The following is a 26,188-nucleotide window of genomic DNA, read 5'->3' as shown; positions in this document are numbered from 1 at the left end:
TTGTATGTTTACCTATTGAGTTGCCTTGTCGAGTCAAATCACACAAAAATGCAAAATATCCATTTTTGTCAACAAAACTAATTTGAAAGCAAACGTTATCATCGCAAAAAAAGTAAGTTACTTTCTAAATGTCAATACGTGAAAACCACTGCTTTAGTCACATTAATCCACCACTAACGTCCCCTTAAGTAGTGTTTTACACTGGATTTAATTTTCCTAGCAGAATAAGGACTCCGACCTTAGAATCCGCACACATAACTATTACAACCCGATTACATAACCCACCACACTCTTGCACGCTGCCGAAGAGGCAACAGCAGAGAGTATGGTTAGCCCCCAAAACGTGAAAGGTCTAATACAACAATGAGTCCAGAGAAATATCTCCAAGACTGGCAAACTAGCCAAACGATTGCTGAATCTATTTCCCCTCTAATTGGTAAGCTATATCGTCAAAAAGGAATCGAAGTGGTTCTGTTTGGTAAAACGCTTATTAATGCTACTACTATAGACATTCTCAAAACTCATCGCGTTGCAAGACGTTATACCGGTAACCCACTTTCGCTTGAGCACACGATGCCTATTATTCAAGCGCTTTGTGAAATGAGCATTTCTTCATGCCGTGTCGATGTTGGCCAATTGGCAACTATGTACTGGAATGAACATGACGATACAAGCTCTCTAAACGATTTCCTTATCACTGCACTTGATGGCGCTCGCGACGCAGATTCTTCATTGAAAGCGCGTGATGTGGTTCTTTACGGGTTCGGTCGCATTGGTCGACTACTTACTCGCCTTCTCATTGAGAAAAGTGGTCCAGGTTACCCACTAAGACTACGTGCGATTGTGGTTCGTGGCGGTAAAAAAGGCGATTTGGGTAAGCGTGCTAGCTTGTTGCGTCGTGACTCAGTTCACGGTCAGTTCAACGGTAGCATTGTTATCGATGAAGAGCGTAAAGCACTGATCGTTAACGGCAACTACATCCAAATCATCTACGCAAATAACCCAAGCGAAGTGGATTACTCAGCTTTCGGTATCAATAACGCGCTAGTTGTTGATAACACAGGTGTTTGGCGTGATTCTGAAGGCCTGAGCCAACACTTAGCGTGTCAAGGTGCAGAGAAAGTACTGCTAACAGCACCAGGTAAAGGTGACATCAAAAACGTTGTATTCGGTGTAAATGAGTCGGTAATTAAAGAAGATGACACCATCATCTCTGCGGCAAGCTGTACAACAAATGCAATCACGCCAGTCCTTAAGGCTCTGAACGATAAATATGGTGTTCTTTCTGGCCATATTGAAACCGTGCACTCATACACAAACGACCAAAATTTGATCGACAACTTCCACTCTGGTGACCGTCGCGGACGTAGTGCTTCACTAAACATGGTTCTGACTTCAACAGGTGCGGCAAAAGCAGTTGCTAAAGCATTGCCAGAGCTTGCAGGCAAGCTAACAGGCAACGCGATTCGCGTACCGACACCAAACGTTTCTATGGCAGTCGCTAATCTAAACTTAGGTGAAGACGTAGACCGTGATTCACTGAACGATTACTTGCGTGAAATGGCGTTGAACTCTGAGCTTTCGGCACAGATTGACTACACCGATTCAACAGAAATTGTATCAACTGACTTAGTTGGCTCTCGCCATGCAGGCGTCGTAGATGGTCAAGCGACTATCGCACAAGACAAGCGTTGTGTACTTTACATCTGGTACGACAACGAATTCGGTTACAGCTGCCAAGTTGTGCACTGTATGGAACAAATGATGGGTGTTCGTTACCAAACATTCCCTCGATAGGTGAACTTTGCTCCACAACGTTAACCACATAGCGTAGCGGACAATATCTCATATTTGTTCTAAATAATAAGCGCCATGCGCATTACTAATATTTTTCCCCGTTTATACGCCTGATCACCCTCAGGCGTTTTTTCGTTTCATTCATTTGACACTCTCCGGACAAAGTGAACGTCAGCATTCATGTTTTGTTCATGTTCACAGCATTAATCTGAGCACATAAATTACAGAGAGGTCATGATTATGAATCGGATTATTGTAACTGCACTAGCACTGATTACCGGCTTTTTTACGTTAGTATTTAGCTTGATCATTGCGATTCCGTTGACCATCGCAGCATTAATTACCGGCAAGCGTATTGAAAATCGCGTCAAGAAAATGCAGAGAGAAATGCACGAAGAATATGAATTTAATACAGGTAAAGCAGATGCGATTGAAGGTGAATTTGAAGAGGTTCGCCGGTAAGTAAATAAGATTTAGATGAGTTTCTCTCCCCCGACCGCTCCTGAGAAACTTCTTGCTTTCACCCTGTCCTTAAAATGGCAGGGTGCTTTTTTGAAAAGCACAATATTGAATAAACACCTAGCGGTTTATTGCTTTATCTTTTTGTTGTAGGAGGCTGTGTAACCAGCCTCCCATAAATCACCATCGACACCAGAGTATGGGTTGGATTCTTTCGGAGCGCCGCTTAGGCAAGCATCTTTGCCTTCCTTCTTAATTTCATCGATGTGGTTTAAAACAAAGTCAAAGTGTTTAGGATCAGCCTTTTGTAGTAACCCGTACAAAAGGCCAAAGCCAAGCATCGTAAATACAAACAGTTCAAAAAACACCCAAATGCTCTTTGTTGAAAAGAATATCCAAGCAACGCTGCAAACACTGGTCAAAATTACTACTGGAGCTAAATCTACTATTCTTTGCATATTGCTCTCACCTTCTAAACGGTCATGGAGTCTCTACCCCTTTCATAGGGTAAGTAAGAGGAAAGTCCGTTTTTATCCAATAAAGCACTCTCGACTTAATATGCGACACTGTTAGTATTAACGTTAAGTGGCTATCGTTCTCATTATAACAATGCGTTGGAAAGTAGCTTTCACAGCAAATGAGAATATGAACCAAAGTAACACTATTGATAATATTAATTTTAGCAACGTTTAGCGTCAGAATTACGTAAATTGTGTAAGGGTTACTGAGAGTAGACAAAAAAGCAGCCACACGGGCTGCTTTTAGTATTTCTGTCTTGCGAGCTTGTCTATACCGTTACGACCACTCTAAGAGCCAGCAGCATGAGTACTACCCCTGACAAACGATCAATCAACACTGCCTTAGAGCGAATTCTGTCAACGACTTTAGAGCTCGATAGCACTAGGGTAATAAAGGTGTACCAAAGCCCATCCACAACAAACGGCGTGGCAACAATGATCATCTGATTACTCAAATCATTACCGAGCGCGACAAACTGACTGAATAATGCGATAAAAAACAAAGCAATTTTGGGACTTAAAATCGAGATAAAAAAGCCTTCTCGCGCAGACTGGATTACCGTTGTCTCCTCACCTGACTCCAACTTCGCAGCCACACCACCTTTTGAACGCAAAGCATTAAACCCTAAATACGCAAGATATGCCGCACCCACAAGGCTAATCGTCTTGAACAGCATCGGGCTTTGCTGCAAAACAACAGCGAGACCAATCAAGGTAATAAACGCATATATACCAATGCCAAACGCATGAGCCCAAGCCGTAGCTAATCCATGGATACGTCCACCAGCCAACGAGTGCTTAGCGACAATAGCTAAGCTGGGACCTGGTGACATAGCCCCTAATAAACACACGGTAAAAAGTGATAACCAAACTGTTAGTGTCATAAGAATCTCCCCTCTTTGAAGCTCACTCTATCAACGGAAGAGGTATAATTAGAAATCAAAGTTATTCATACTAATCATGACTTCAAGTCATAGCTAAACGGTGTACGTATTAGCGAATGGAATATTCAGAAATTTGCATTACTGAGCGAATCTCTTCTCGCACCCATTTATGCGCAGGATCCGTGTCGTATTTGGGGTGCCACATTAACCAATATTGATGAATAGGTGTTTCGAGTGGTAATGCTTTATGGGTTAAGTCCCAATGCTTAGCGAGGTTAACGGCAATATGTTCAGGAGCCACCATCAGGTGCTCACTTGCAACTAAGCGATTGATCGCAGCAGAGAAGAATGGAACCTTAAAGGTAACGTGGCGGGTGTGCCCTAGCTCTTTCAATGCTAAATCAGTGTAGGAATCTTTGTCTCCGCCGCCAGTCACTTTGATGTGTGAATATGAAATCAAGTCTTCAATACTGATCTGGTCCTGCTTTGCTAACGGATGAGAAGATTTCATCAAACAAACTGATGAATCCTCACCAATTTTAACGCTCGACACACTCTGTGGTTTTTCTGGATACATAGAAGACGCGATATGGATGCCCGTCTCATGAAGTTTATCAAGAAAGTTGGGTTGCCACAGTCGGTACGCCATATCTAACTGTGGCGCTTGTTCACCCAAGTGAGAGGCAATATCGGGCAATACGTATTGCGCCACGTAGTCACTAGAAGCAATAACAAGCTCACCTTGCCACTGCCGCGGCTCAAAAGGTTGGTCATCGAGTAAATGGTCAAACTCAGCCAGTAATGCATCAAGCTTTGATTTTAACGCTATTGCTCGTGGCGTTGGTATCAGTTGATTACCTTGACGAATAAGCAGTGGGTCACCACACAGATCGCGCAATTGTGCAAGCTGTCGACTGACGGCAGACTGCGTAATGTGCAAACGGTCTGCGGTCCGGCTGACATGACACTCCTCTAAAAGTACATGCAAGGATCTAAGTAGATTCAAATTAATGTTGTTTAACATATTCGCTCAGAAGGGTTTTCAACATGGCATCCATTCATGGTCACTTCACAAACAGGTTCCCAGTCGTGTTAAAGAATTCAGCTAAGACGGTATGAGTCATCAGGTTTCGAAGCTCTGGATATCGTTGAATTTGATCTCTGATTTCGTTCAAGCGAGCCATCGTAGGCACTTCGACAAAAACCATCATGTCCGTCTCACCGCTGATCGCATGACACCATTTTACGCCATCAATTTTGTATAACTCGTCCGCGTATGATTCGCAATAATACGTAGAGGTTGATTTATCGAACTTTAAGGCAAAATAGGCGCAAATCGAATCCCCACCCGAAGGTGCAATTTCAGCGTGATACCCTAGAATCACTTTGTCATGCTCTAGCTTACGAATACGGGCCGTTACCGCAGAACGAGAAAGGTTTACTTTATCCGCAATTTCAGTCACCGACAGCCGAGCGTTGTGCCTGAGCAGATCCACAATCTTATGATCAAACTTGTCCATACCGTTACCAAGCTTTCCTTATTTTTCTCATTCTATACCGATTCTAACTGCATAAGAAACCAACATTTTGTTGGAATTATTTAAAACAACCGTCATATTGACGGTTTAGTAAATCATTTTGTTATTAACATTTTGGATATGCTATTTGGCGGGCATGAGATGAGTGCTGTTATCCATTTCAACAGAAAATAGATAACACATTGAAATCAAATTCCCAACTTAAGTGCTCAGCACATAAATAGCATCGCTTAAACACATAAAACGAAATAACCAGAAGCCACAAGCTTTTTCGTAATAAGCCTCATAACATTGGATGAATCAATTCGCATGGAAGAGCTCAAAAAAGACATTTCACTCACATCAGGTATCGCACAGTTATCCACCACATTAATGGGAACTGGGCTGTTTATGATCCCGGCTATCGCAGCAGGTATAGCTGGCCATTTTTCACTATGGGCTTGGATTTTATTGTTCATCGCGATTTGTCCTATTGCGCTGACTTTTGCTCAACTGGGTAAACGATACCCCAACGCGGGCGGAACAGCCTTTTTTGTACGCAAAGCCTTTAACGCCAAACTGGAAAGTAGTGTCGCTTGGCTATTTGTTAGTGTCATTCCGGTAGGGGTTCCGGCCGCGATTGCACTCGCCGCAGGCTTCCTACAACAAATATTGCCAGAGCCTATTAGCAACAATCTGTTTGCACAAATTCTGACGGTAGTACTACTTGTGTTCGTCAACTTGATGGGCACAAAATCATCAGGTCATTTACAAACTCTTATTGCTTTGAGTGTCTTCGCACTTGTTGGCGCATTTTTATGGAAAGGCGACGTTAACAGCGCCGATCTTGTGATGCCCGCCATCACACAAGAGTCAATTTGGCCTATTACCGCAGCGTTAGGCGTGATGTTCTGGTGTTTTGTTGGCATAGAGGCTTTTGCCCATATGGGGGAAGAGTTCAAAAACCCTCAAAGAGATTTCCCTATTGCCATTGTGGTCGGTTGTTTTGTAGCAGGGGCTACCTATTGGGCATGCTCTGTCGTTATTTTAAAATTTGGCGCGTATGGTAACGCTCAATTTGATAACGCATCCATCCCCTGGCTTAGTGCCCAACTACTAGGCGATGGAGCCAAATGGATAATCAGCTTGATAGGTTTCTCCGCTTGTTTCGCGAGCGTTAACTTATACACACAGAGCCTAGCGCGAATGGTCTGGGCTCAAGCTCGGGAACATCGTCCTTCTAGTCCACTAGCCAAGATTTCGCGTCGTGGTGTCCCTTTCTCAGCCACCATATTAGTTGGCGGTATATTATTGATATCTTGTGTGATAGGAACCCTATCACAGCTCGATCTGGAGTTTTTCCTAAAACTCGCAAACAGTGTATTCGTTCTGGTTTACATGTTGGCGATGTTAGCCGCTTTTAAATTGCTTCGAGGATTTGGTAAAACACTTGCGGGACTGTCCCTACTGCTTTGTACCGGTGTTTTTATATGTTTAGGCTGGTCAATGTTTTATGCACTTGGCATTTTTACTCTACTTTTACTGCCTTGGAAACAGTGGCGACATAAGCGACAAACACGTGTAGTTGAATAGTCATCGCTTCCCATTTCGAAATATGTGAGCTAAACGTTGGATACCAGCGTCTATGTTCTCTAACGCGATATTGCCGTAACCAAGCACGGCACCATGCCAGTGACGTGCTTGAAAATCTGGGTGTTCATAATAGCTCAAAGGTCGCAAGATGATCCCTTCATGCTCTGCTAGTTTTATAAAACGCTGCTCATCCATACCGTCTTGCCATTTCAACGTAACATGAAGCCCCGCCGCTTGGCTAACGACGCAAACATGGTCGCCAAAATGCTGTTGAATGGATACATGCATCTGTTCATGCTTAGTTTTGTAGAGTCGACGCATTTTTCGAATATGACGTAATAACCCACCTTCAGTAATAAAGTCTGCCAATGCTTCTTGTGTATGCGTCGGCGAATCACCACTTAACGCATCCTTAACCACTAAGCATTGCTCTACTAAACGTTCAGGAACTACAAGGTAGCCAAGCCGCAATCCGTTAAACATCACTTTACTGAAGGAACCCACATACAACACGCGATCATCTCGACCCATTTGAGCTGCTAGCCCCTGTAAACTGGTATAGGGACGATGAGCAAACTGAAATTCGCTGTCATAATCGTCCTCGATGATCCAACTTGATTGTTCGACCGCCCAGTTGATGATCTTTCCTCTTTGCTCGGTATTGAGTGTGGTGCCCATCGGATATTGATTACTTGGTGTAATATACAGAGCATCGGCATCGCTTGAGGTCACCGCTTCCACATCAAAACCTAATTTCTCTCTTACGAACAAAGGCTCAAATTGATAGTTTTGGAACTGAATCAACTTCCGCATTTGCGCGTAACCTGGTTGCTCCATCAGAACCTTATCACCTTGTTTGAGCACTACCATCGTCGCAATTGACAACGCTTGCTGCGCCCCAGAGGTAATAATAATGCGCTCTGGAGAACAATTCACTGAACGGCTTGATGCGAGGTAGTCAGCTAAAGCACAGCGCAATGCCCAACTACCCTGAATATCTTGATTCCCCAACAAGCAAGTACGAGACATATGGCGAGTGAGTAACTTTTGCCATTGCGCCATCGGAAATGCGTCCAAATCCGGCACACCCGGTGCAAATGCGCGGTTGATATCAAAGTGAGCTTTCGGTGATGAGTCTCTCTGAACTGAACTAGGTTCAGGCAAGTACTGCTCTGGCAGTTCTACGGCAACATAAAAACCAGAACCTTTTTGGCTGTTCAAGTACCCTTCCGCCACTAACTGTTCGTAGGCAGAAATCACGGTATTCCTACTTAGATTAAGCTCTTGTGAAAGCTTCCGCGTAGAAGGCAGCTTCCCATTCTTCATCCACAGTCCTTGAACAATTTTCTTGCGAATAGCAAAAAACAACGCTTGCTGACGCGTTCCATCACTGTCTTTTAAATGCAGGTCACCGATATCAATCAAAGACAAACTGGATCCATCCATTAGTTAAAACTGGCTCTCTTTAAGCTACCAGTTAAACGCTACATTGCAATCAAAGAATGAGGATAAATCGCTCGTAATCGTGAGCAAGCAAGGAGAGAAAATGCTATCCAACACCAATAGAACGGAAATTAAGAAAGGCGCACATAAAGCTGCCTCTGATGTTAGCAAACTGCACGCCATCATAGATGAAAGCCTAATCGCTCATATTGCGATAACCAACGAGTCAGGCCCTGTGGTCATCCCTATGCTGGCATGGCGTGTCGATGATTACGTGTATATCCATGGTGCCAACAACAGTCGACTATTACGCTCACTCAAACAAGGAGTGCAAACGTGCTTAACCTTTACTTTGTTTGATGGTTGGGTATTGGCTCGAAGTGCGTTTCACCACAGTGCGCATTATCGCAGTGTTGTGGTCTTTGGCCAGTTTGAGATGGTGGAAGATAACCAAGAGAAAGACAGGTTGCTGAATCACTTTATTGAACAGATCGCTCCGGGGAGAACAGAACAAGTCCGTTTGAGTAATGAAAAAGAACTCAAAGCCACCATGCTGCTGCGTATTCCACTCCTAGAAGCATCAGTGAAAATCAGCAATTTTGGCGTCAACGACGATGCGGAAGACATGGACATCCCTGTTTGGGCAGGTGTCCTACCCTACCGAACCGTCGTAGGTCCGCTGCAAGCTTGTGACGATTTGTATGAAGGTATCGCAGAGCCAGACTACCGCAGTGCCTACTCTAACCGTTGGCAGGAATAAGCACCGTAAAACGTGCGCCGCCTAAGTGACTCTCGCCGACAGAAAGCTCCCACCCCAGTTGCCGCGCTGCACTGGTAGCGATGGCAAGCCCTAAACCAAAGCCTTTCATGTCGGCGTTGCGGCTTTTGTCTAAGCGCGAAAATGGCATAAATACTTCTTCTCGCATCGCCTCAGGGATGCCCGGACCATCGTCCTCAATATCGATGCTCCAGCAATCCGCTACCGTTCGAATCGTCACCTCAACGCAGGACTCACCGTAACGCTTGGCGTTTTGCAGTAAATTATCGAGGACGAGGTTACCCAAAGTAGGCTGAAAGTGAATCAATTGGTTCGCGAGTTCATTTTCTGCTCTCAACATGGCGGACTCTAAGCCTAGGTAATTCATGCGGCTTTTACACCAAAGTGGCAGTTCCATGGTTTCAACAGAATCGATCCATGAGTGGTTTTTCACACTCAAGCGAGACAGCATGACGATGTCGGATGTTAAATCCGTCACTACATCAACGTATCGTTCAATATCGTCATGTAACTCTGCCTGCATTTCACCACTCGTGCGTCGAGCTAAATCCGTCGCTAGCTGAATACGACTCAGCGGAGTGCGCACTTCATGAGGAATAGCTTGAGTAAAGATGTGTGTTTGGCGCACTCGTCTCTCAATCTCTTCAGACATGCAGTTGAAGCCTTGGGCGAGCTCTTTCACGGGTTGCGAAAATTGCTTTAGCTCGACTCGCGTATTCAACTCACCAGAACCAAATTGTTGTTGCGCAGCCGTTAGTTGCCGAATTTGGCGGTCAAGACGTCGTACAGGTATGTAAACCATAATGCCTAAACTGCATACAACAACCAAAAGTAGAGTAAGTATAAATACAATCTCAGAATCTTCATTCCAATCAACGTGTGGGCTAAAGAAATCCGTTTTTTCTTTGAAAACTAAACTCTTCGAAGTGTTAGGCAAAGGGAATACCGCAGCATAGGTACTGCCATCAATAAGATAAACAGGTATCCCTTGCATACGGTACAGCAGATTACAATCTCGACAAGGCGGTGATCCGTCCCAGTTTTCAACCAATGTTAAATCAAAGATAAAGAAATCTTGCTTGCCGTTTTCGGTTAACTTCTTGTAGAGAGAATCCGGAGTGCCTCGTTGCTCAATGTATTGATCGACAAAATAAGCACCGTCACTCAAAAAAACACCGACTTCTGTTTTGCGCATGTACTCTTCCCCCATAAAGAGAAACAAAGCAACAGTCAGCGCAAGGCCAGTTACTAACCCCACATATAGACGAGTAAACAGGGAAAACATGCGTCATTTACCTGTCAGCATGTAGCCGTGGTGACGTATGGTTTTAATGGTAGCCGTATGGATATGAGCCTTAGAGAATTTCTTCCTTAGTGAGGATATACGCATATCAATCGAACGATCAGTAATACAGTATTCAATGCCTCGGGCAAGACGGCAACATGATTCACGAGATACTGGCTTATCGACATTCAGCATCAGGAGCTCTAAAATTTCAAACTCAGAACTCGTTAAACCAATATCTTTTTGCAAATAAAATGCTTGGGAGCGACGAAGACAAAGACTAATGCCATATCGGCTCAGCTTTTCTTCTTCAACGATATCAACTTGACGACAATAGCGACGCAACGCTGCTTCAATACGGGCGAGAAGGATATTGCCTTTTATCGGTTTGGTAAGGTAATCATCAGCACCAAACTTAAATAAGCTCACCTCGCTCATTTCATCATCGGTCGCAGTCAAAACAATGATAATACCATGATAAAACTTACGCGCCTCTTGACATATTTCTGCGCCATTTTTTCCTGGTAACATCAAATCTAACAGCACTAGGTCCGGCTTGAGCCCCTTAATCGTTTCTAATGCATTTTGACCGTTATCGATGACAGTTACCGTATATCCTTCGGCTTCGAGGTACATTTTGGTTAATCGAGCAATCTCTGAGTCGTCTTCTACCAGTAAGATTGTATTACCCACCATGAATCATTTACTCCACCAATATGATGGAGGGAGTATATCGCTCGTCCTATACTGCGCAACCTACTTAAATGATAATTTTAATAAAACGCAGGCTTACATACGCTTACAAACCATACATATACGATAATCCTAATCATTCTATACCCCTAAAACCATGCAATAACCTGAGGTTTTATTCATTACCAGAATATAGCTTCACATAGAAAATAAAATTCGGAATAAAAATCCACTATATTTTTAAATATATCGAATAATAGGTCTTACCAAAAACAATATCAACATATATGACTTAGTTTGCTTATATAGACAGGACTTTATGTTGCTTCTAAGTTTCCTGCTCTAATAAAGTCTACGAGTAACATGAAATGAGATATTCCAAATTAACACCTTTAGCCATATTTTGCGCGATAAGTCTAACTGCTTGTGGCGGCAGTGAATCTAATTCGAAACCATCGACAACGACACCTCCAACACCACCAATGCCTACATTGAGCACTGTCACAATCCCAACTGTCGTTTCTACAGAGTTTCCGGCCAAGTTAAAAGTGGCTGCTGATTCGGGCTTCACCCACTATGTGAAAATCTCCCTTTCCGAAGCAAACAACAACGATACATTTCACATTGTGGCTGTTGATGACGGTGCGAATAATGAAAAAATCTTTCGTGCAGCCAAAATCATCCAACACCTTCTCACAAACCAACCAGACTCTAAGTACGGTGCTGACAAGTCTCGTATCGCTAAGACATTAGCCGAGCGTGATGCCACACTAATGCTGACCGAAAACGACGAACAGAATGATGAGATGTTAACCAAAATCTTTATCAACGAACTGATTCGCCAAGGCAAATTGAACGATGCAGTTACAAGCTCGGGCTTAGCACACTCTTTTGATACTAGTTCTCTAGAAAAGTTTGTTGTAAGCATGATGGTACTTAACGAAGATGATATGGATACACTTGTCACATCTATCGCGTCAACATTAGTAACTAGTAAAGAAACACCAAACTGGCTAAGGAATAGCCAATCTTTAATGTATCGAGAACTGACAGTTGAAGGCGATTGCCATTACATGAGTAATTTTGCCGATTACTGCGCCAATCTTGGTAAAAAAGCCGAACGAGACGCCGCTTTTGAAGAAATTTTACACTTGGTCCAAGCGCAAGGTATTGCACCTAACACGGCGACTGCGGCACTGCAAAATGACATTCAAGCTCATGCGTTAAGCATCTATAACGATATTCAATCGGGCAAACCGACGGTGTGGCGCCCTACTCAGTATGACTGGGACGATTGGAAATCGGACGACTTCGATCCTGAAAGTGTGAAACAAACGGGCCCTTCATATTCCCACGAATATTTTGCTGCCGCTTTTGAAGCTTACATGGGTGTAGCAAAAGCAAACGGACATGGTTTAGATGGCTACCAAGCGTTAACGCGTGAAGAAATGCAAACCCAAGATCCACAAGCCGTTGATTGGATCAGTGGCTTATTCCACGGATACTTGCAATATACCGCGAATATCGACTCTGCGGGCGTCAAGCTCTACACAGAAAAGACAAGTCCAGGCACAGTACCTACCTTCCGTATGGCTCCCAACAAAGACGGTTTGATAGAAGCGTACACCTACAAATCTCAGTGGCTAACAAAAGTGAAGATCATTGGCGGCGACGCGATGAATGTGATCGGTAATGATCAAAACAATACTTTTGAAGGCAACAGCAAAGACAACAGCATTTATGGTGAAGGCGGTATCAACACCTATATCGTGCCACACAAACTGGCGGAATGTACTGTTATTAAAGCAAAGAGCGTTTCTGTTGAGTGCCCGAGTACAGGCACTGACGAGTTGTACGACATTCAGAACATCCAATTCACCGACCAAACCCTAGATGTAACCAAGCTATAAACAATGAAAAACATGAAGAAACTTATTCTATTCGCTCCCTTGCTCCTTGTTGGTTGTGGTGGCCTAGCCGTCATGGATCGTACTGATGCCGTAAAAGCACAACCAGAAATGCTGATCAAAACCGACGGTGATTTTTGGGGATTCGGTGCAGATGGCCATTTTGATTTTGCTGGTAAGTACAAAGGCAAGTATTCACGCAGTGCTTCTAACTCAAGTTGGTTTAACCGTATCTCTTTCAAAGAAGGTTCAATGGGCGCAGAAGTGACTCGTATCGACAGCGGGGAAACTTGGCTTTTGAACTGCACCGGAGGCGGTATGTCGGTTAACTACATGGGCGTCGATTTTGGTGGGAATGATCCTTACACCTGTGACATTACTCAAGATGGTAAAAAAGTCGGTGAGTTTGCGATGGAGCCAAAATCGGCTCTCATCGACATCAGCTTTGAGAAAAAAGAGACAGGCATAGTGCGTATTGGTAGCACCCACTTTAATGTAGAAACTGTACATACTAGTCCTGACGCCATGATGGCGGTAGACATTCCATTGGGTTATAGCTTTAAGGAAGGCACACAAGAAATTGCCGCTGTGCAGACGAACGGTACCATTGCGGTACAGATGCTCCCTGAACTTAGCGAACAAAAAAAGGATGTAGTTGCCATCGGCGCTGTTGCAAGTGCACTAAGTTGGCGCCCTAAAAAATAGCCATTACATAAAACAACAACACACAAAAAACAAAGCCCTCTACTTTTTTGAGGGCTTTTATTGCTTGTACTCATAGAAATAAGTGGAGCACTACTTCTCTAATCTTCCCATATACTGCTTGGGCGTTAATCCACGATGTTTCTTAAACATACGATTGCAGCTCGCCACATTGGTGTAACCAAGGCGCGTGGCAATGTCATCAATACTCACGCGCTTACTCAACAAACCAGCTGCAATATTACTCAATACATAGCCAGAAACCGTCGAAAAATTGAGCCCTAATTTATGCAAACGACGTTGAAACTGCTGTTCAGATAAATCAAGCAGAGAAGACACGCGCTCTAACGTTGGCAATCCATAATGGCTGCTGTAATTCACCACTTCATAAATCACTTTCAACTCATCTTCTGGGTCGGGCATATTAAGCAAATCATCCAAATCGGAAAAACTCATCGCTAGACGGCTGTCTTCTCGATGGCTCACTTGGCGAGAAGCTAGTCGGTCATCTCCCGGGATCCATATCTCTGTTTTTGGCTGACTCCATTCCACCTCGCAGCCGAAATATTCCCGGTATCGCTCAGTATTTTTTCTCGAGCCTGAAACCTTGACACGTAAAGGCTGGTAATCTTTGCCAAGAAATTCGCGTAACACCTTAATCATAAATACCGCACAGCGGATACTATCGTGCACCTTTACTGACGTTTCTATAAACGGGTTGTGGTAAGTCCATTTGATGATTTTACCCGACTGTTCGCCAGCAAAAAACGCCCCTGATTGTAGGTTGCTCACACCATAATTCACTCGCCGAATGGTACTGGCTAAATCATTGCCGGAGAATAACCAGCGTCCCACTGGCCCTAGCTTTTGCAGTTCAATACCTCGGCTGAGACTCAACACCACATCCGGGTCACCACTGGCTTGTTCAACACAACGGTACCATTCCGCAACGGCTTTTAGCGGGATCAGTGTCATTGGGTTACGAAACACCGATGCTGGGATCCCTAACTCATCCGAGTCCAAATTGTATTTAGATAACGCGAGGTTATGCATGTTTAGAATGCCCATCGCGCGAATAAACCGAACCGTTTTCATAACCAATCACATCAAATTTAATCCTGTAGTGATTGAATCTGTCACAAAGAAAGCCGCAAATCAAATTCAGATCACAATACGCCAACAGTTTGATAGAGGAGTGTTTAATGAGTTTACTGAGTGTCCCGTTTGTCGGTACAGGCGCAGATACGGCGTTACATGTTGTCGCTGCTGTCGTTTTAATTGCGAGTGTCGCGGGCGCGTGTTACGGCTTTTGGAAAATCCATGAATTGCCTATCAATAAAGCACACAGCAAAGACCATCATCAGATAGGGCTCATCACTGCGCTGACCTGGATAGGGTTTGTCTGGCACTGGGTTTGGGTGCTAGCCGTGATCTTTGCATTCGTTGATATGGAAAAAGCCATCATCAATCTGCGTGATACATGGAAAAGTAAACCGCAAACAGAAACACAGCCAAAAGAGGAAGCATAATGTTAGAAGGTTTAGCGGTATGGGCACTCTTCATCTATCTGTTGCGTTTGGTTGGCATGCCTTGGAACAAAGCAACCAAATCGTTCGCTTATCTTGGCGGCTTGGGTTGGCTAATGTTCGTCTGGGTAGGTTTGATTAACTTCACCCCGATGGATTTATCCGGCGGTTCTGTCGTGCAGTCGCCACACATCCAATTGCGTCCAGATTCAACCAATGTAAAAGGTAAAGTTGACCACATTTACATTGAGCCGAATCAGCAAGTTAAAGAAGGTCAGCTCATTTATGAACTTGACCCAACGCAATACAACATCGCATTAAATCAAGCGAACGTATCCGCTGATTCTGCTCGCGTTGCATTAGCTACAGCAATAGGCGACATCGAGATTGAAGAAGCTAACCACGAAGCGCTAGTGCAAGATCTAGAAACATCAAAGAGCCAGTTGGAAGCGGCGAAAGTTGACTACAAATTGCAGAAAAAAATGCTAGATCGTTATGTTGAGCAAAACCGAGTAGTGCACAACACCATCACGGAAAGCGATATCGACAAACAATCGAGTGCGGTTGATATGGCACGTCACAACGTGTTAACCCTTGAGTCTCAAATTAAGAAGAAACAAGTCGATATTTCCCGTGCAAAACTGGCGATTCATAAAGCGGAACTTGCAGTTGAAACCAAACAAGCCGAACTGCGCCAAGCTGAAGAGCAAATTGCAAAAGCGCAATGGGATTTGAATAGCACAAAAGTTCATGCCCCAACAGATGGCTTTGTCACCAACTTTATCCTGCGTGAAGGTCAGCGTGTATCGATGATGCCGCGTATCAACATGTACACTAACGAGAAGTATGTGCTGATGCGGGTCAACCATCAGGCGATTCGTAACATTAAACCGGGTCAGCCAGCGGAATTCTCTTCGTCCGTTTACCCAGGAAAGATCTTCTCAGCGACCGTCGAAGGCATTGTTGAAGCAACAGGTGAGTCACAAGGTAATCTGCTGGGTTTCGATGATTCCGTACGTGTCACCACTGGAATGAACTTACAGAACAAACACCACTTTGTTCGTCTTAAGATTGATGAGCCAGAAGGCTACGACATCCCTGTTGGCTCTGTTGGCCTCGCATGGGTCAGCGGTGAAAAACCGATAGGCTTCATGGCCTTCTTAGATGTAATTCGCGGGATCATCATCCGAATGAAGTCTCAACTGTACTTCTTCTACTCTATCTAAACTCGCAAACCGCCAGTTACGCTGGCGGTTTTCTTTTCATTTGTATCCAAACATATCCTTTTCCCGTATAACAATTAGTTAGTAAATAGCGGAGAAGATTCATGTCGGCAAAGGAAAGAAGCCTACCTACCCATCGCATCTCAAGATTCAGCAAGTTCGCTTCACTTGCTACCCGTGTCGCAGGCAATGTGATTGCAGAAGGCACAAAGCAGATAGCCAAAGGCAACAAACCAAAAGCGAAAGACCTCTTGCTGACGCCACAGAACATCGCGCGTTTAACTGACCAACTTGCTCACCTACGTGGCGCTGCAATGAAGCTTGGACAAATGCTCTCAATGGATGCTGGTGATGTTTTAGAACCTGAACTTGCCGATATTCTTTCCCGTCTTCGTTCCGACGCAGACCCAATGCCTGCAAAACAACTCAACGCAGTAATGGAAAGTTCGCTAGGAACGAATTGGAAAGCTGAGTTTCTGTCATTTAACTTCAAACCAATCGCCAGTGCATCAATAGGACAAGTGCACCAAGCCTACAGCGATGCGGGCGATAACCTAGCCGTCAAAGTGCAATATCCGGGCATACGGAAAAGTATCGATAGCGACGTCGACAATGTCGGTACACTGCTCAAGGTCGTTGGGTTGATTCCCGAGTCTGTCGACTACAAAGGATTGCTCGAAGAAGCGAAAAAGCAGCTACATGATGAAGCCGATTACGCACGAGAGGCGCAATTTGCCATTCGTTATCATGACGCTTTGAAGGAGCACCCTCATTTTGTCGTACCAAAGATTCATACTGGAAGTTGCTCAGACTCCGTTCTCGCGATGGAATTCATTGATGGTAGTCCGATTGAGCAAATCGAACATTATGATCAGAGTACGCGAGATTTTGTCATGCACAGCCTACTCGAATTACTGTTCAGGGAGCTGTTCGAATTTAAGATGGTGCAAACCGATCCTAACTTCGCCAACTACTTATATATCGAAAACACTCGTCAAATCGGCTTGCTAGACTTTGGTGCGACCCGCGAATACAGCGAACGGTTCAGTACCGGCTATCGCCAAGCTTTCGCATCTGTCGTTAACAATGACGAACAAGGCTTGAATAATGCGCTTGAACAAATAGGCTTCTTCAGCCAAACCATCCTTCCAGACCAACGCCAAGCGATTCTCGATCTAGTGAAAATGGCATGTGAACCTATGTTGGTCGATGAGCCCTATGATTTCAAAGCCAGCGGCTTAGCACAAAAGCTTCGCGAGGCTGGCACCATTCTAAGCATGGAGCAAGAATACTGGCATACTCCACCAGCAGATGCCCTATTTTTACACAGAAAAATCGGCGGAATGTACTTGCTGGCAGCCCGTATTGGCGCAAAAGTGAACATTCGCCAATTGGTACAGCCATATCTCACCATCAACAGCGAATAGCCTATTGTTTTTCTGTTACTTTCAAGTACCTTGAGCAAGGTTAAGATGCATAGTTGTGCATCTCAATAACATGCCATACTTCCATAAAACGAATTAACTATCGGGGTACTCGGTGAGCAAGTTTCAAGATCTCTCCACTCTAATCCAGCAAATTGGCCAAGCCGAAGAAGCGGATCAAGTCGCAACGCTCAATGAATCTATTGAAGCGGGCCTCGAGCCCGGCGCGGTTGCCCTGATTCTAGAAGCATTTCCAATCGACGATCGTGTTCGCTTATGGCGAGCTTTACCACTAGAGCTACATATCGACGTGTTAACGGAAATGCGTGCGGACGTACGTTTCTCTATCATCAATGCGTTATCTGAAGTCGAGCTAAAGCTCACTCTCGCTAAACTCGACAACTTGTCGCTCATCGAATGGGCCGATTCGTTGCCAGAGTCGATCATCAACGAAGCGCTCTCGTTGATAGAAAAAGATGAGTTGGAACTTTACGATCAAGCAAACGAGTATGCTGATGAAGAACTCGGCCACTGGGCTGAACGTAAGATCATCACCCTGCCCTTCAACATTACGATTGGGACAGCTAAGCAGTTAATGGAGCGCTATAGCTACGACACGCCTCAACAGGTGTATCTGATTAATCGTAATAAACAGTATCGTGGAACGGTCAACTACTTCGATATCTTGCGTGGTGACCCCGATACTCGCTTAAAAACACTCGTTATTGAGGCTGTGACGGTGCTAGACAGTAAAATGATGCTTCCTGAAGCGGTAGAGGCATTAGAACACAGCACACTGCCCGCTCTCCCTGTAACTGATGCAGACCAAACACTGATCGGTGAAGTCGATTGGCAGTTTGCATTGAGTACACAGCGTGAAATCTACGAAGCACGTTTGATGGCCGGTACAGGTATGGATGAAGGCGATGACTTGTTTGCGCCAGTATTAAAAAGCTCGCAAAAGCGCGGTGTTTGGCTAGGCATCAATTTGCTTACTGCGATTTTGGCGTCTGTCACTATCGGACTATTTGAAGATGTAATTGCGCAGGTGGTGGCTTTGGCGGTGCTCATGCCAATTGTTGCATCCATGGGGGGCATTGCTGGCAGCCAAACGCTCACTCTAATGATTCGTGCGATGGCGCTTAATCAGATCACCCCAGGTAACCGTTTCAAGCTATTGAAAAATGAGCTGGGTATTGGCTCTCTGAACGGCATTGCTTGGGCGTTAATCATCGGCGGGCTCGCCGGATTGTGGTTTCAATCTCCGGTTCTTGGGGGAACCATCGCGCTGGCCATTATCGTCAATATTATTACCGCAGCTTTATTTGGTGTGCTGATTCCCATTATTCTGGATAAGTTTAAATTGGACCCCGCTTTGGCTGGCTCGGTGATTCTAACAACAGTGACAGATGTAGTTGGTTTTTTCGCCTTTTTAGGAACGGCGAGTTTAGTCATGCTTTAAAAGGTTCATTGTTTATTAATCAATCATTAGCATAATAGAGTCAAATTGCATAACGCAGTTGCAAATTGCAAACATACTCAAACTTTAAGCAACGCATGTCACAGAAACTACGTATTTTAGGGCATATTAAAGTTGGCACAGTAACTGCATTATATAAATCGACCCTTCTTAAGCCGAGGGTCACCTAGCCAACTGACGTTGTTAGTGAACTTGATTTTGTTCACATGTATATAAGCCAATCGCACTCTTTGCGGTTGGCTATTTTTTTATGTGGCTATTGCCCTCTTATCCTCTGACCGAGCTCGGTTGTACTTTTCTTACCCACAACAGATTGTTTACTGTTTATAAAATTCAAATATTCGCCCACTAAACCATTAGAAATGCCAGCTTCAACAAAAATAAATTACCTACATAAAATAAAACCAAGAAAACACACCCAAGAAAAGAACAAATAACGTCCAAACCAAAAACCTCATCATGAAATCGTTTTCTTTTCATAGAAATCGACTGAACAATCCAGAGTTATAGATAAATTTAATCCATAAAAACAAATAGCAATTAAAAACATTAATTTCACATAGAAAACCTGTCTATAAATCATAGAAAATACGTAAAAACAAACTTTCCACTTTTAGAATTTAAAAACCAAACAATTGTTATTAAAAGAAAAAATACACATAAAAAACCAAGCAAACGTTTAAATTTCAATTTTATCATTGACTATTAAATTTACATCACGATAATACGCGCCGTTTGCCTGAAAATCAGGTGCTATAATTTAATATTTCAATGTGCGGAGGCAATAATGGCTGGAGACAATAACTACAGTCTTGGACCAGTTCCCAACACGGCCAGAAAAGGCGTGGCGTCACTAACCATGGTGATGTTAGGACTCACTTTTTTCTCCGCAAGTATGTGGACAGGTGGTTCTCTCGGTACTGGGCTCTCCTTTAATGATTTTTTCCTCGCTGTTCTCATCGGTAACCTAATCCTCGGTATTTACACTTCTTTCCTCGGTTACATCGGCGCTTCTACTGGTCTCTCTACCCACCTTCTTGCTCGTTTCTCTTTTGGTTCTAAAGGCTCTTGGCTTCCTTCTGCTCTTCTTGGCGGAACTCAAGTTGGGTGGTTTGGAGTTGGTGTCGCGATGTTTGCGATTCCGGTGCATAAAGCAACGGGCATCGATACCAATACTTTGATCCTTGTCTCCGGTTTGCTCATGACCGCGACCGTTTACTTTGGAATCTCAGCACTGATGGTGCTGTCAGCAATCGCCGTTCCCGCGATTGCACTACTTGGCGGCTACTCTGTCATCGAGGCAGTAAAGAGCGTTGGCGGTATTGGCGAACTACAACAAGTTCAACCAAGCGAGCCACTCGATTTTTCAATAGCACTCGCGATGGTTGTCGGCTCTTTTGTTAGTGCAGGTACGTTAACGGCGGATTTCGTACGCTTTGGCAAAAAGCCGCGCAGCGCCGTGATGATCACCATGGTGGCATTTTTCATCGGTAACTCGTTAATGTTTATCTTTGGCGCGGCAGGTGCGTCGGTGACGGGTCAATCAGACATCTCTGAAGTGATGATCGCGCAAGGTCTTCTTATTCCAGCTATCATCGTTCTTGGCTTGAACATCTGGACCACCAACGACAACGCGCTCTACGCATCGGGTCTTGGATTTTCCAACATCACAGGCTTACCAAGTAAATACATCTCAATGGCGAACGGTCTTGTTGGCACACTTTGCGCTCTCTGGCTCTACAATAACTTTGTTGGCTGGCTGACCTTCTTATCGTTGGCAATTCCACCGATTGGCGGCGTGATCATCGCTGACTTCTTCACGAACCGTAAACGCTACGCAAACTTTGAAGCCGCCCAATTCCAAAACGTTAACTGGGCTGGCATTATCGCTGTCGTGATTGGCGTTGGTGCGGGACACTTCCTGCCTGGCGTAGTGCCGATTAACGCTGTACTTGGCGGCGCAATTAGCTTCCTGATTCTTAATCCTATTCTTAACAAAAAAGCACTGGCTACACAGCCAGCGTAAGGAACCATCATGACAACACTACTGATCAAAAACATAACGCTAAAAGGACAAGAAGGTCTGCAGCAAATTTTGATTGAAGATGGTCAATTCAAGCGCATTGAAAGCAACGATGTGGAGCTTAGTCATAACGGTGACATCATCGATGCTGAAGGCGGTATGGCGGTTGCGCCTTTCTGCGAGCCACACATTCACTTAGATACAACTCAAACCGCAGGCGAGCCTAGCTGGAACATCTCTGGCACATTGTTTGAGGGTATTGAACGTTGGGCTGAGCGCAAAGAAATGCTGTCGATTGAAGACGTGAAAGCGCGCGCAAAACAAACCTTAAAATGGCAGATAGCAAACGGCGTACAACACGTTCGTACCCACGTCGATGTTTCAGACCCTACCCTAATTGCCCTAAAAGCGATGGTAGAAGTGCGTGAAGAGATGAAAGAGTGGGTAGATATCCAAATCGTCGCCTTCCCGCAGGAAGGAATTCTCTCTTATCCAAATGGCAAAGAGCTGCTAGAAGAAGCCGTCAAATTAGGTGCGGACGTGATTGGCGCGATTCCACACTTTGAATTCACACGCGAATATGGCATTGAATCGCTGCACTACGTATTCGAGTTAGCGCAAAAATACGACCGCCTGATCGACGTGCATTGTGATGAAATCGATGACGAACAATCTCGCTTCGTTGAAACACTGGCAGCATTAGCGCACAAGTTTGATATGGGGAATAAAGTCACGGCCAGTCACACCACAGCGATGGGTTCCTACAACGGTGCATACGCATCTCGCCTGTTCCGTTTATTACGCATGTCCGGTATCAACTTCGTGGCAAATCCATTGGTGAACATTCACTTACAAGGCCGTTTTGATGATTACCCAAAACGTCGCGGCGTAACACGAGTGAAAGAGATGCTGAATGCCAACATCAACGTCTGCTTTGGACACGATGATGTATTTGACCCTTGGTACCCACTAGGCACTGCAAACATGCTGCAAGTGCTGCATATGGGTCTGCACGTGTGTCAGGTGATGGGTTACGACCAAATCAACAACTCACTGGATCTGATCAGCAACAATTCAGCACGTACACTGAACATTCAAGACAAGCACGGCATTGAAGAAGGCAAACCAGGTAGTTTACTGATTCTTCCCGCAGAAAATGGTTTTGACGCAGTACGTCGCCAAGTGCCGGTTCGTTACTCTGTTCGTCACGGTAAAGTGATTGCAGAAACACAGCCTGCGACAACTTATATTCATCTTGAACAAGCAGAGCAAGTAACGTTCAAACGCTAAAAAGATCGGCGAAACGAAAAAGGCCTGACGACATCGTCAGGCCTTTTTTCTACTGGTAAACATCACTGCTCGCTCTGTCTATTCTTGTCTCATAAACCACTGAACACATTGAAAGGCCATATAAAACGGCTCAGTACCAAACGTTGCAAAAGGTTCTGGTGGCTGAATCTCAATTACACCATCGCACTTGGAAATTATTCTAAGCGTTGGGCATACTTCTGACTTCATTTTAGTTGTAGATATGAACCATGACGTCATTAAGCCAGATAGAACCGCAATTTTTGGAATTTATGCAGCAAGAGATGCAAGTAGATGCAGCTCATGATCTTAAACACGTAAAACGCGTGGTCAAAACAGCGAAACAGCTCTGCAAAGAAGAAAATGCAGACATCGCGATTGTATTACCGGCTGCCTATTTGCATGATTGCTTTACTTACCCGAAAGATCACCCAAATCGTAAAGAGAGCTCAATCATCGCAGCCAAAAAAGCGGTCGCATTTTTAGAGAGTATCGATTATCCGCAGCAATATCATGATGCCATTGCTCATGCGATAGAGGCACACAGCTTTAGCGCCAACATCAGGCCAAATACGTTAGAAGCCAAAATCGTCCAAGATGCCGACCGTCTGGACGCTTTAGGCGCAATTGGCGTGACGCGATGCATTCAAGTCAGCACTCAATTTAACGCGCAACTTTACAACGACAGCGATATATTTGCCGAAGAACGTGAACTTAACGATAAACAATTCACTCTGGATCACTTTCAAACCAAGTTATTCAAAATCGCTGAAACCATGAACACGGAGTCAGCGAGACGCGAAGCGCAAAAACGCAAAACCTTTATGCAAACGTACCTAGAGCAGTTACACGACGAGGTAACAGCGTAAATGTCAGAAAGCTATACGTTAATTAAAGAGCTTAAACGCCAACTAAAGTTAGCTGGGCTGCATTATGCGGATGTTGCACAACACCTTAATTTAAGTGAAGGAAGCGTCAAACGTTTACTCGCTGAAGGTCAGCACATTAGCCTTGAGCGCTTAGAACGCATTTGCCAATTGATTGGTTTAGAAATGGCGGAACTATTTAAGCTCGCGGCTGCGCACAATAAGGGTCTAGAGTCGCTAACGTTAGAGCAAGAAAAGCAGCTGGTTGACGATAAAGCCCTGCTGCTCGTGGCGATCTGTGTTGTAAATGGCTATCAGTTTGAGCAAATCGTTCAGCAATACACCTTCAATGAGTTTGAACTGGTGCAAAAGCTTGCTCATTTGGATCGGCTGAACATCATCGACTTGCAGCCAAATAACAAAATTCGTTTGCGTATATCTCCGACATTTAAGTGGCAGATGGGCGGCCCTATTCAACGGTTCTTCCAACAGCAAGTTCAAGACGCCTTTTTCCAAAGCTACTTTTCTGGTGAAGATGAAAAGTTCTCCATGGCAACAGGACTGATGAGTGTACCAAGCAACAAGAAGCTACAACAGAAACTGCAAAAGGTCATCGATGAGTTTTATCAGGCTTGCCAAAGTGATAGCTCTCTCGATATGGACGAAAAACACGGCACCTCTCTGATTATTGCGATGCGTCGCTGGACGTTCCCTTTGTTTGAACCATGGGAAAGAAAACCTGCTCAGAAGTCTCGCAATTAGTAACTCAATAAACAAATGGAAATAAAAGTAACGAATTTCGTTACTTTTGGTGGCATACAACGTCACTTGAAAGAGAAAGCTGGTTTAATCGTTCATTGAGCATAAAGTGCTCCCATCTCATTCGACTTTGTTTAATCGGGGCCCGTATGTTTTTCTCAAAACGCTTTTTTCCTTACTTTGTGACGCAATGCCTTGGCGCACTCAATGACAACATCTACAAAAACGTTCTGTTATTGATGGTGACATACAGCCAAATTGATAACCTACCAATATCCGTCAATCTATTCGTTAATTTGGCGGCAGGCTTATTCATCCTACCTTTCTTTCTATTCTCAGCGCATGCTGGTGCCGTCGCTGACAGCATGGACAAAGCCAATTTAATCCGACGTCTAAAGCTCATCGAGCTGGCTATCATGTCTTGCGCAGCAACCGCTATTGCCACCCAAAGTGCCATGCTGATGCTGGTTCTGCTGTTTATGACAGGCACTCAATCGGCCTATTTTGGTCCCGTGAAATACGCCTTGTTACCACAAGCGCTCAAACCAAATGAGCTTGTTAAAGGAAATGCTTGGGTTGAAATGGGCACGTTTCTTTCGATTCTTATAGGTACGCTTAGCGCAGGCCTGCTGCTAGCCATTCCTAATGGTACCTTGATTGCTTCTTGTACCGTGATTGCCTTGTCTTTGCTTGGGTTCATGAGCAGCGTGAATATTCCAACGATGCCTAGCCAATCGAATGACAAAGCGAAATTTGAACCGATTTCTGGTTTAAAGAACACGTTAAAAGTGGCAAAAAAACAGAGAGGCATCTGGATGTCTATTCTTGCCATCAGTTGGTTCTGGTTCATGGGTGCGACTTACCTAACTCAATTCCCTAACTTCGCACGCGAACATTTGTTCGCAGATAGCACTGTCGTTTCTTTACTGTTGGCATTGTTTTCGATTGGTATCGCGACAGGCTCTTGGTTGTGTGAAAAACTTTCTTTCAACCACGTTGAGCTTGGTATTTTGCCATTCGGTATCCTTGGTCTGACAGTCTTTGGCGTCGACTTGCTATGGGCAGTCCCAAGTAATCCATCACTTCCGGTGCACTTTTATGATGTGCAAAGCTTCGTTGCTGAATCAAAACATCTGCGCGTCATGATTGACCTTTTCCTTGTTGGTGTAAGCGGCGGTGTCTTTATTGTTCCTCTTTATGCGTTCATCCAATCGCGTTCAAACAAAGGGGAATGTGCACGTGCCATTGCTGCTAACAACATCATGAATGCGTTGTTTATGGTGGTGTCTGCTTTGGTTTCGATCGTTGTACTCAGCGTACTAGAGCTTTCTATTGTGGAACTGTTTGCCATGATGGCAATAGGTAACTTCTTCGTGGCAATCTATGTCTATCGCCAAGTACCGGAATTTACACAACGCTTTATCAGTTATTTACTCAGCCATTGTATGTATCGTGTGTCAGTAAAGGGGCGCCAACATATTCCTGAACAAGGCGCTGCGTTAATCGTGGCTAACCATGTTAGCTATGTCGATGCATTGATTTTGATGGGAACCTCTACTCGCCCGGTTCGTTTTGTGATGGACAAGTCCATCAGCGAGCTACCTGTTCTTAAATATGTATTCCGTCATGCCGGTGTTATCCCGATCTGTTCTCCACGTAAGTGTGCCGACACTTACCGTCGAGCATTTGAACAGATTGAACAAGCGCTTAACGACGGTGAGGTTGTCTGTATCTTCCCTGAGGGTCGTTTAACGTCTAACGGTCAATTGGGTGAGTTTCGCCCTGGTGTAGAGAAAATCCTCGAACGTAACCCTGTTCCTGTCATCCCTATGGCGTTAAAAGGGCTTTGGGGTTCTTTTTTCAGCCACAAAGGCGGACATGCTCTCACAAAACGACCGACTCGTTTTTGGTCAAAAGTGGATGTTGTTATCGGTGAAGTGTTAAGTCCTGCGTCTTTAAATCGTCATCAATTGCAACAACAAGTACAGGATTTACTGGGCTGA

23 protein-coding genes are annotated in these 26,188 nt (G+C 44.5%); 15 read left to right on the top strand and 8 right to left on the bottom strand.

Annotated features, from left to right (window positions below; all coding sequences use genetic code 11):
* Positions 1-363: 363 nt before the first annotated feature.
* Both N646_RS19235 and N646_RS19230 read left to right on the top strand, forming a co-directional pair.
* Complete coding sequence (locus N646_RS19235; RefSeq protein WP_017819877.1) at positions 364-1,797, top strand: glyceraldehyde-3-phosphate dehydrogenase; 1,434 nt, start codon at positions 364-366, stop codon at positions 1,795-1,797.
* A 240-nt stretch (positions 1,798-2,037) separates the two neighbouring features.
* On the top strand, positions 2,038-2,259 hold the full coding sequence (locus tag N646_RS19230) for a hypothetical protein (RefSeq protein WP_021035939.1): 222 nt from the start codon (positions 2,038-2,040) through the stop codon (positions 2,257-2,259).
* A 125-nt stretch (positions 2,260-2,384) separates the two neighbouring features.
* Here N646_RS19230 and N646_RS19225 read toward each other — a convergent pair whose 3' ends face one another.
* The 4 genes from N646_RS19225 to N646_RS19210 all read right to left on the bottom strand — a co-directional run bounded on the left by N646_RS19225 (position 2,385) and on the right by N646_RS19210 (position 5,178).
* Positions 2,385-2,714, bottom strand: a complete 330-nt coding sequence (locus N646_RS19225) for a hypothetical protein (RefSeq protein ID WP_005373609.1) — start codon at positions 2,712-2,714, stop codon at positions 2,385-2,387.
* Positions 2,715-3,043: 329 nt separating this feature from the next.
* Positions 3,044-3,658: a LysE family translocator gene (locus tag N646_RS19220; protein ID WP_017819876.1), complete on the bottom strand. Its 615-nt coding sequence runs from the start codon at positions 3,656-3,658 to the stop codon at positions 3,044-3,046.
* A 109-nt stretch (positions 3,659-3,767) separates the two neighbouring features.
* Positions 3,768-4,682 carry a LysR family transcriptional regulator gene (locus tag N646_RS19215; RefSeq protein ID WP_017819875.1) on the bottom strand — a complete coding sequence of 305 codons (915 nt, stop codon included), beginning with the start codon at positions 4,680-4,682 and terminating at the stop codon, positions 3,768-3,770.
* A 40-nt stretch (positions 4,683-4,722) separates the two neighbouring features.
* Positions 4,723-5,178, bottom strand: a complete 456-nt coding sequence (locus N646_RS19210) for an Lrp/AsnC family transcriptional regulator (protein ID WP_005373615.1) — start codon at positions 5,176-5,178, stop codon at positions 4,723-4,725.
* Positions 5,179-5,505: 327 nt separating this feature from the next.
* Here N646_RS19210 and yjeH point away from each other — a divergent pair, with 327 nt between their 5' ends.
* Positions 5,506-6,768 (top strand): L-methionine/branched-chain amino acid transporter, encoded by a 1,263-nt coding sequence (gene yjeH, locus N646_RS19205; protein WP_017819874.1) that lies wholly within the window; start codon positions 5,506-5,508, stop codon positions 6,766-6,768.
* On the opposite strand, the gene pdxR is transcribed toward yjeH, so the two are convergent.
* The gene (gene pdxR / locus N646_RS19200; RefSeq protein WP_017819873.1) at positions 6,769-8,214 is read right to left on the bottom strand and encodes a MocR-like pyridoxine biosynthesis transcription factor PdxR; all 1,446 of its coding nucleotides are present in this window, start codon (positions 8,212-8,214) and stop codon (positions 6,769-6,771) included.
* 100 nt (positions 8,215-8,314) lie between these two features.
* Between pdxR and N646_RS19195 the strand changes: the two genes are divergently transcribed.
* Positions 8,315-8,971 carry a pyridoxamine 5'-phosphate oxidase family protein gene (locus N646_RS19195; protein ID WP_017819872.1) on the top strand — a complete coding sequence of 219 codons (657 nt, stop codon included), beginning with the start codon at positions 8,315-8,317 and terminating at the stop codon, positions 8,969-8,971.
* Here N646_RS19195 and N646_RS19190 read toward each other — a convergent pair.
* Positions 8,952-10,274, bottom strand: a complete 1,323-nt coding sequence (locus N646_RS19190; protein WP_017819871.1) for an ATP-binding protein — start codon at positions 10,272-10,274, stop codon at positions 8,952-8,954. The two genes, N646_RS19195 and N646_RS19190, sit on opposite strands and share 20 nt — an antisense overlap.
* Positions 10,275-10,277: 3 nt before the next feature.
* Positions 10,278-10,970, bottom strand: a complete 693-nt coding sequence (locus N646_RS19185; RefSeq protein ID WP_005373624.1) for a response regulator transcription factor — start codon at positions 10,968-10,970, stop codon at positions 10,278-10,280.
* 365 nt (positions 10,971-11,335) lie between these two features.
* On the opposite strand from N646_RS19185, the gene N646_RS19180 reads away from it, so the two are divergent.
* Positions 11,336-12,877, top strand: coding sequence for a hypothetical protein (locus tag N646_RS19180; protein WP_031777160.1), 1,542 nt, complete (start codon positions 11,336-11,338; stop codon positions 12,875-12,877).
* 12 nt (positions 12,878-12,889) lie between these two features.
* On the top strand, positions 12,890-13,579 hold the full coding sequence (locus N646_RS19175; RefSeq protein ID WP_017635164.1) for a VV20781 family protein: 690 nt from the start codon (positions 12,890-12,892) through the stop codon (positions 13,577-13,579).
* A gap of 90 nt (positions 13,580-13,669) precedes the next feature.
* Here N646_RS19175 and N646_RS19170 read toward each other — a convergent pair whose 3' ends face one another.
* The gene (locus N646_RS19170) at positions 13,670-14,671 is read right to left on the bottom strand and encodes an AraC family transcriptional regulator (protein ID WP_017635163.1); all 1,002 of its coding nucleotides are present in this window, start codon (positions 14,669-14,671) and stop codon (positions 13,670-13,672) included.
* Between the two features lie 107 nt (positions 14,672-14,778).
* Here N646_RS19170 and N646_RS19165 point away from each other — a divergent pair, with 107 nt between their 5' ends.
* From N646_RS19165 to N646_RS19125, 9 genes are all read left to right on the top strand, one after another.
* Complete coding sequence (locus tag N646_RS19165) at positions 14,779-15,105, top strand: MFS transporter (RefSeq protein ID WP_017635162.1); 327 nt, start codon at positions 14,779-14,781, stop codon at positions 15,103-15,105.
* Entirely contained in the window at positions 15,105-16,328 is a 1,224-nt protein-coding gene (locus tag N646_RS19160) for an HlyD family secretion protein (protein WP_017819868.1), read from the top strand. The genes N646_RS19165 and N646_RS19160 overlap by 1 nt, the downstream gene beginning before the upstream one ends.
* 101 nt (positions 16,329-16,429) lie before the next feature.
* Positions 16,430-17,752: an ABC1 kinase family protein gene (locus N646_RS19155; RefSeq protein ID WP_017819867.1), complete on the top strand. Its 1,323-nt coding sequence runs from the start codon at positions 16,430-16,432 to the stop codon at positions 17,750-17,752.
* A 112-nt stretch (positions 17,753-17,864) separates the two neighbouring features.
* Complete coding sequence (locus N646_RS19150; protein ID WP_005373641.1) at positions 17,865-19,211, top strand: magnesium transporter; 1,347 nt, start codon at positions 17,865-17,867, stop codon at positions 19,209-19,211.
* Between the two features lie 805 nt (positions 19,212-20,016).
* Complete coding sequence (codB, locus tag N646_RS19145; RefSeq protein ID WP_017819866.1) at positions 20,017-21,255, top strand: cytosine permease; 1,239 nt, start codon at positions 20,017-20,019, stop codon at positions 21,253-21,255.
* A gap of 9 nt (positions 21,256-21,264) precedes the next feature.
* Entirely contained in the window at positions 21,265-22,542 is a 1,278-nt protein-coding gene (locus tag N646_RS19140; RefSeq protein ID WP_017819865.1) for a cytosine deaminase, read from the top strand.
* A 248-nt stretch (positions 22,543-22,790) separates the two neighbouring features.
* The gene (locus N646_RS19135; RefSeq protein ID WP_017819864.1) at positions 22,791-23,429 is read left to right on the top strand and encodes an HD domain-containing protein; all 639 of its coding nucleotides are present in this window, start codon (positions 22,791-22,793) and stop codon (positions 23,427-23,429) included.
* On the top strand, positions 23,430-24,188 hold the full coding sequence (locus tag N646_RS19130; RefSeq protein ID WP_017819863.1) for a helix-turn-helix domain-containing protein: 759 nt from the start codon (positions 23,430-23,432) through the stop codon (positions 24,186-24,188).
* 146 nt (positions 24,189-24,334) lie between these two features.
* Entirely contained in the window at positions 24,335-26,188 is a 1,854-nt protein-coding gene (locus N646_RS19125) for an MFS transporter (protein WP_017819862.1), read from the top strand.

Origin of the sequence: Vibrio alginolyticus NBRC 15630 = ATCC 17749 (assembly GCF_000354175.2) — a bacterium.
Classification (GTDB): domain Bacteria; phylum Pseudomonadota; class Gammaproteobacteria; order Enterobacterales; family Vibrionaceae; genus Vibrio; species Vibrio alginolyticus.
The sequence above is the reverse complement of the archived record's forward strand: the minus strand, read 5'-3'. Positions and strand labels throughout refer to the sequence as shown.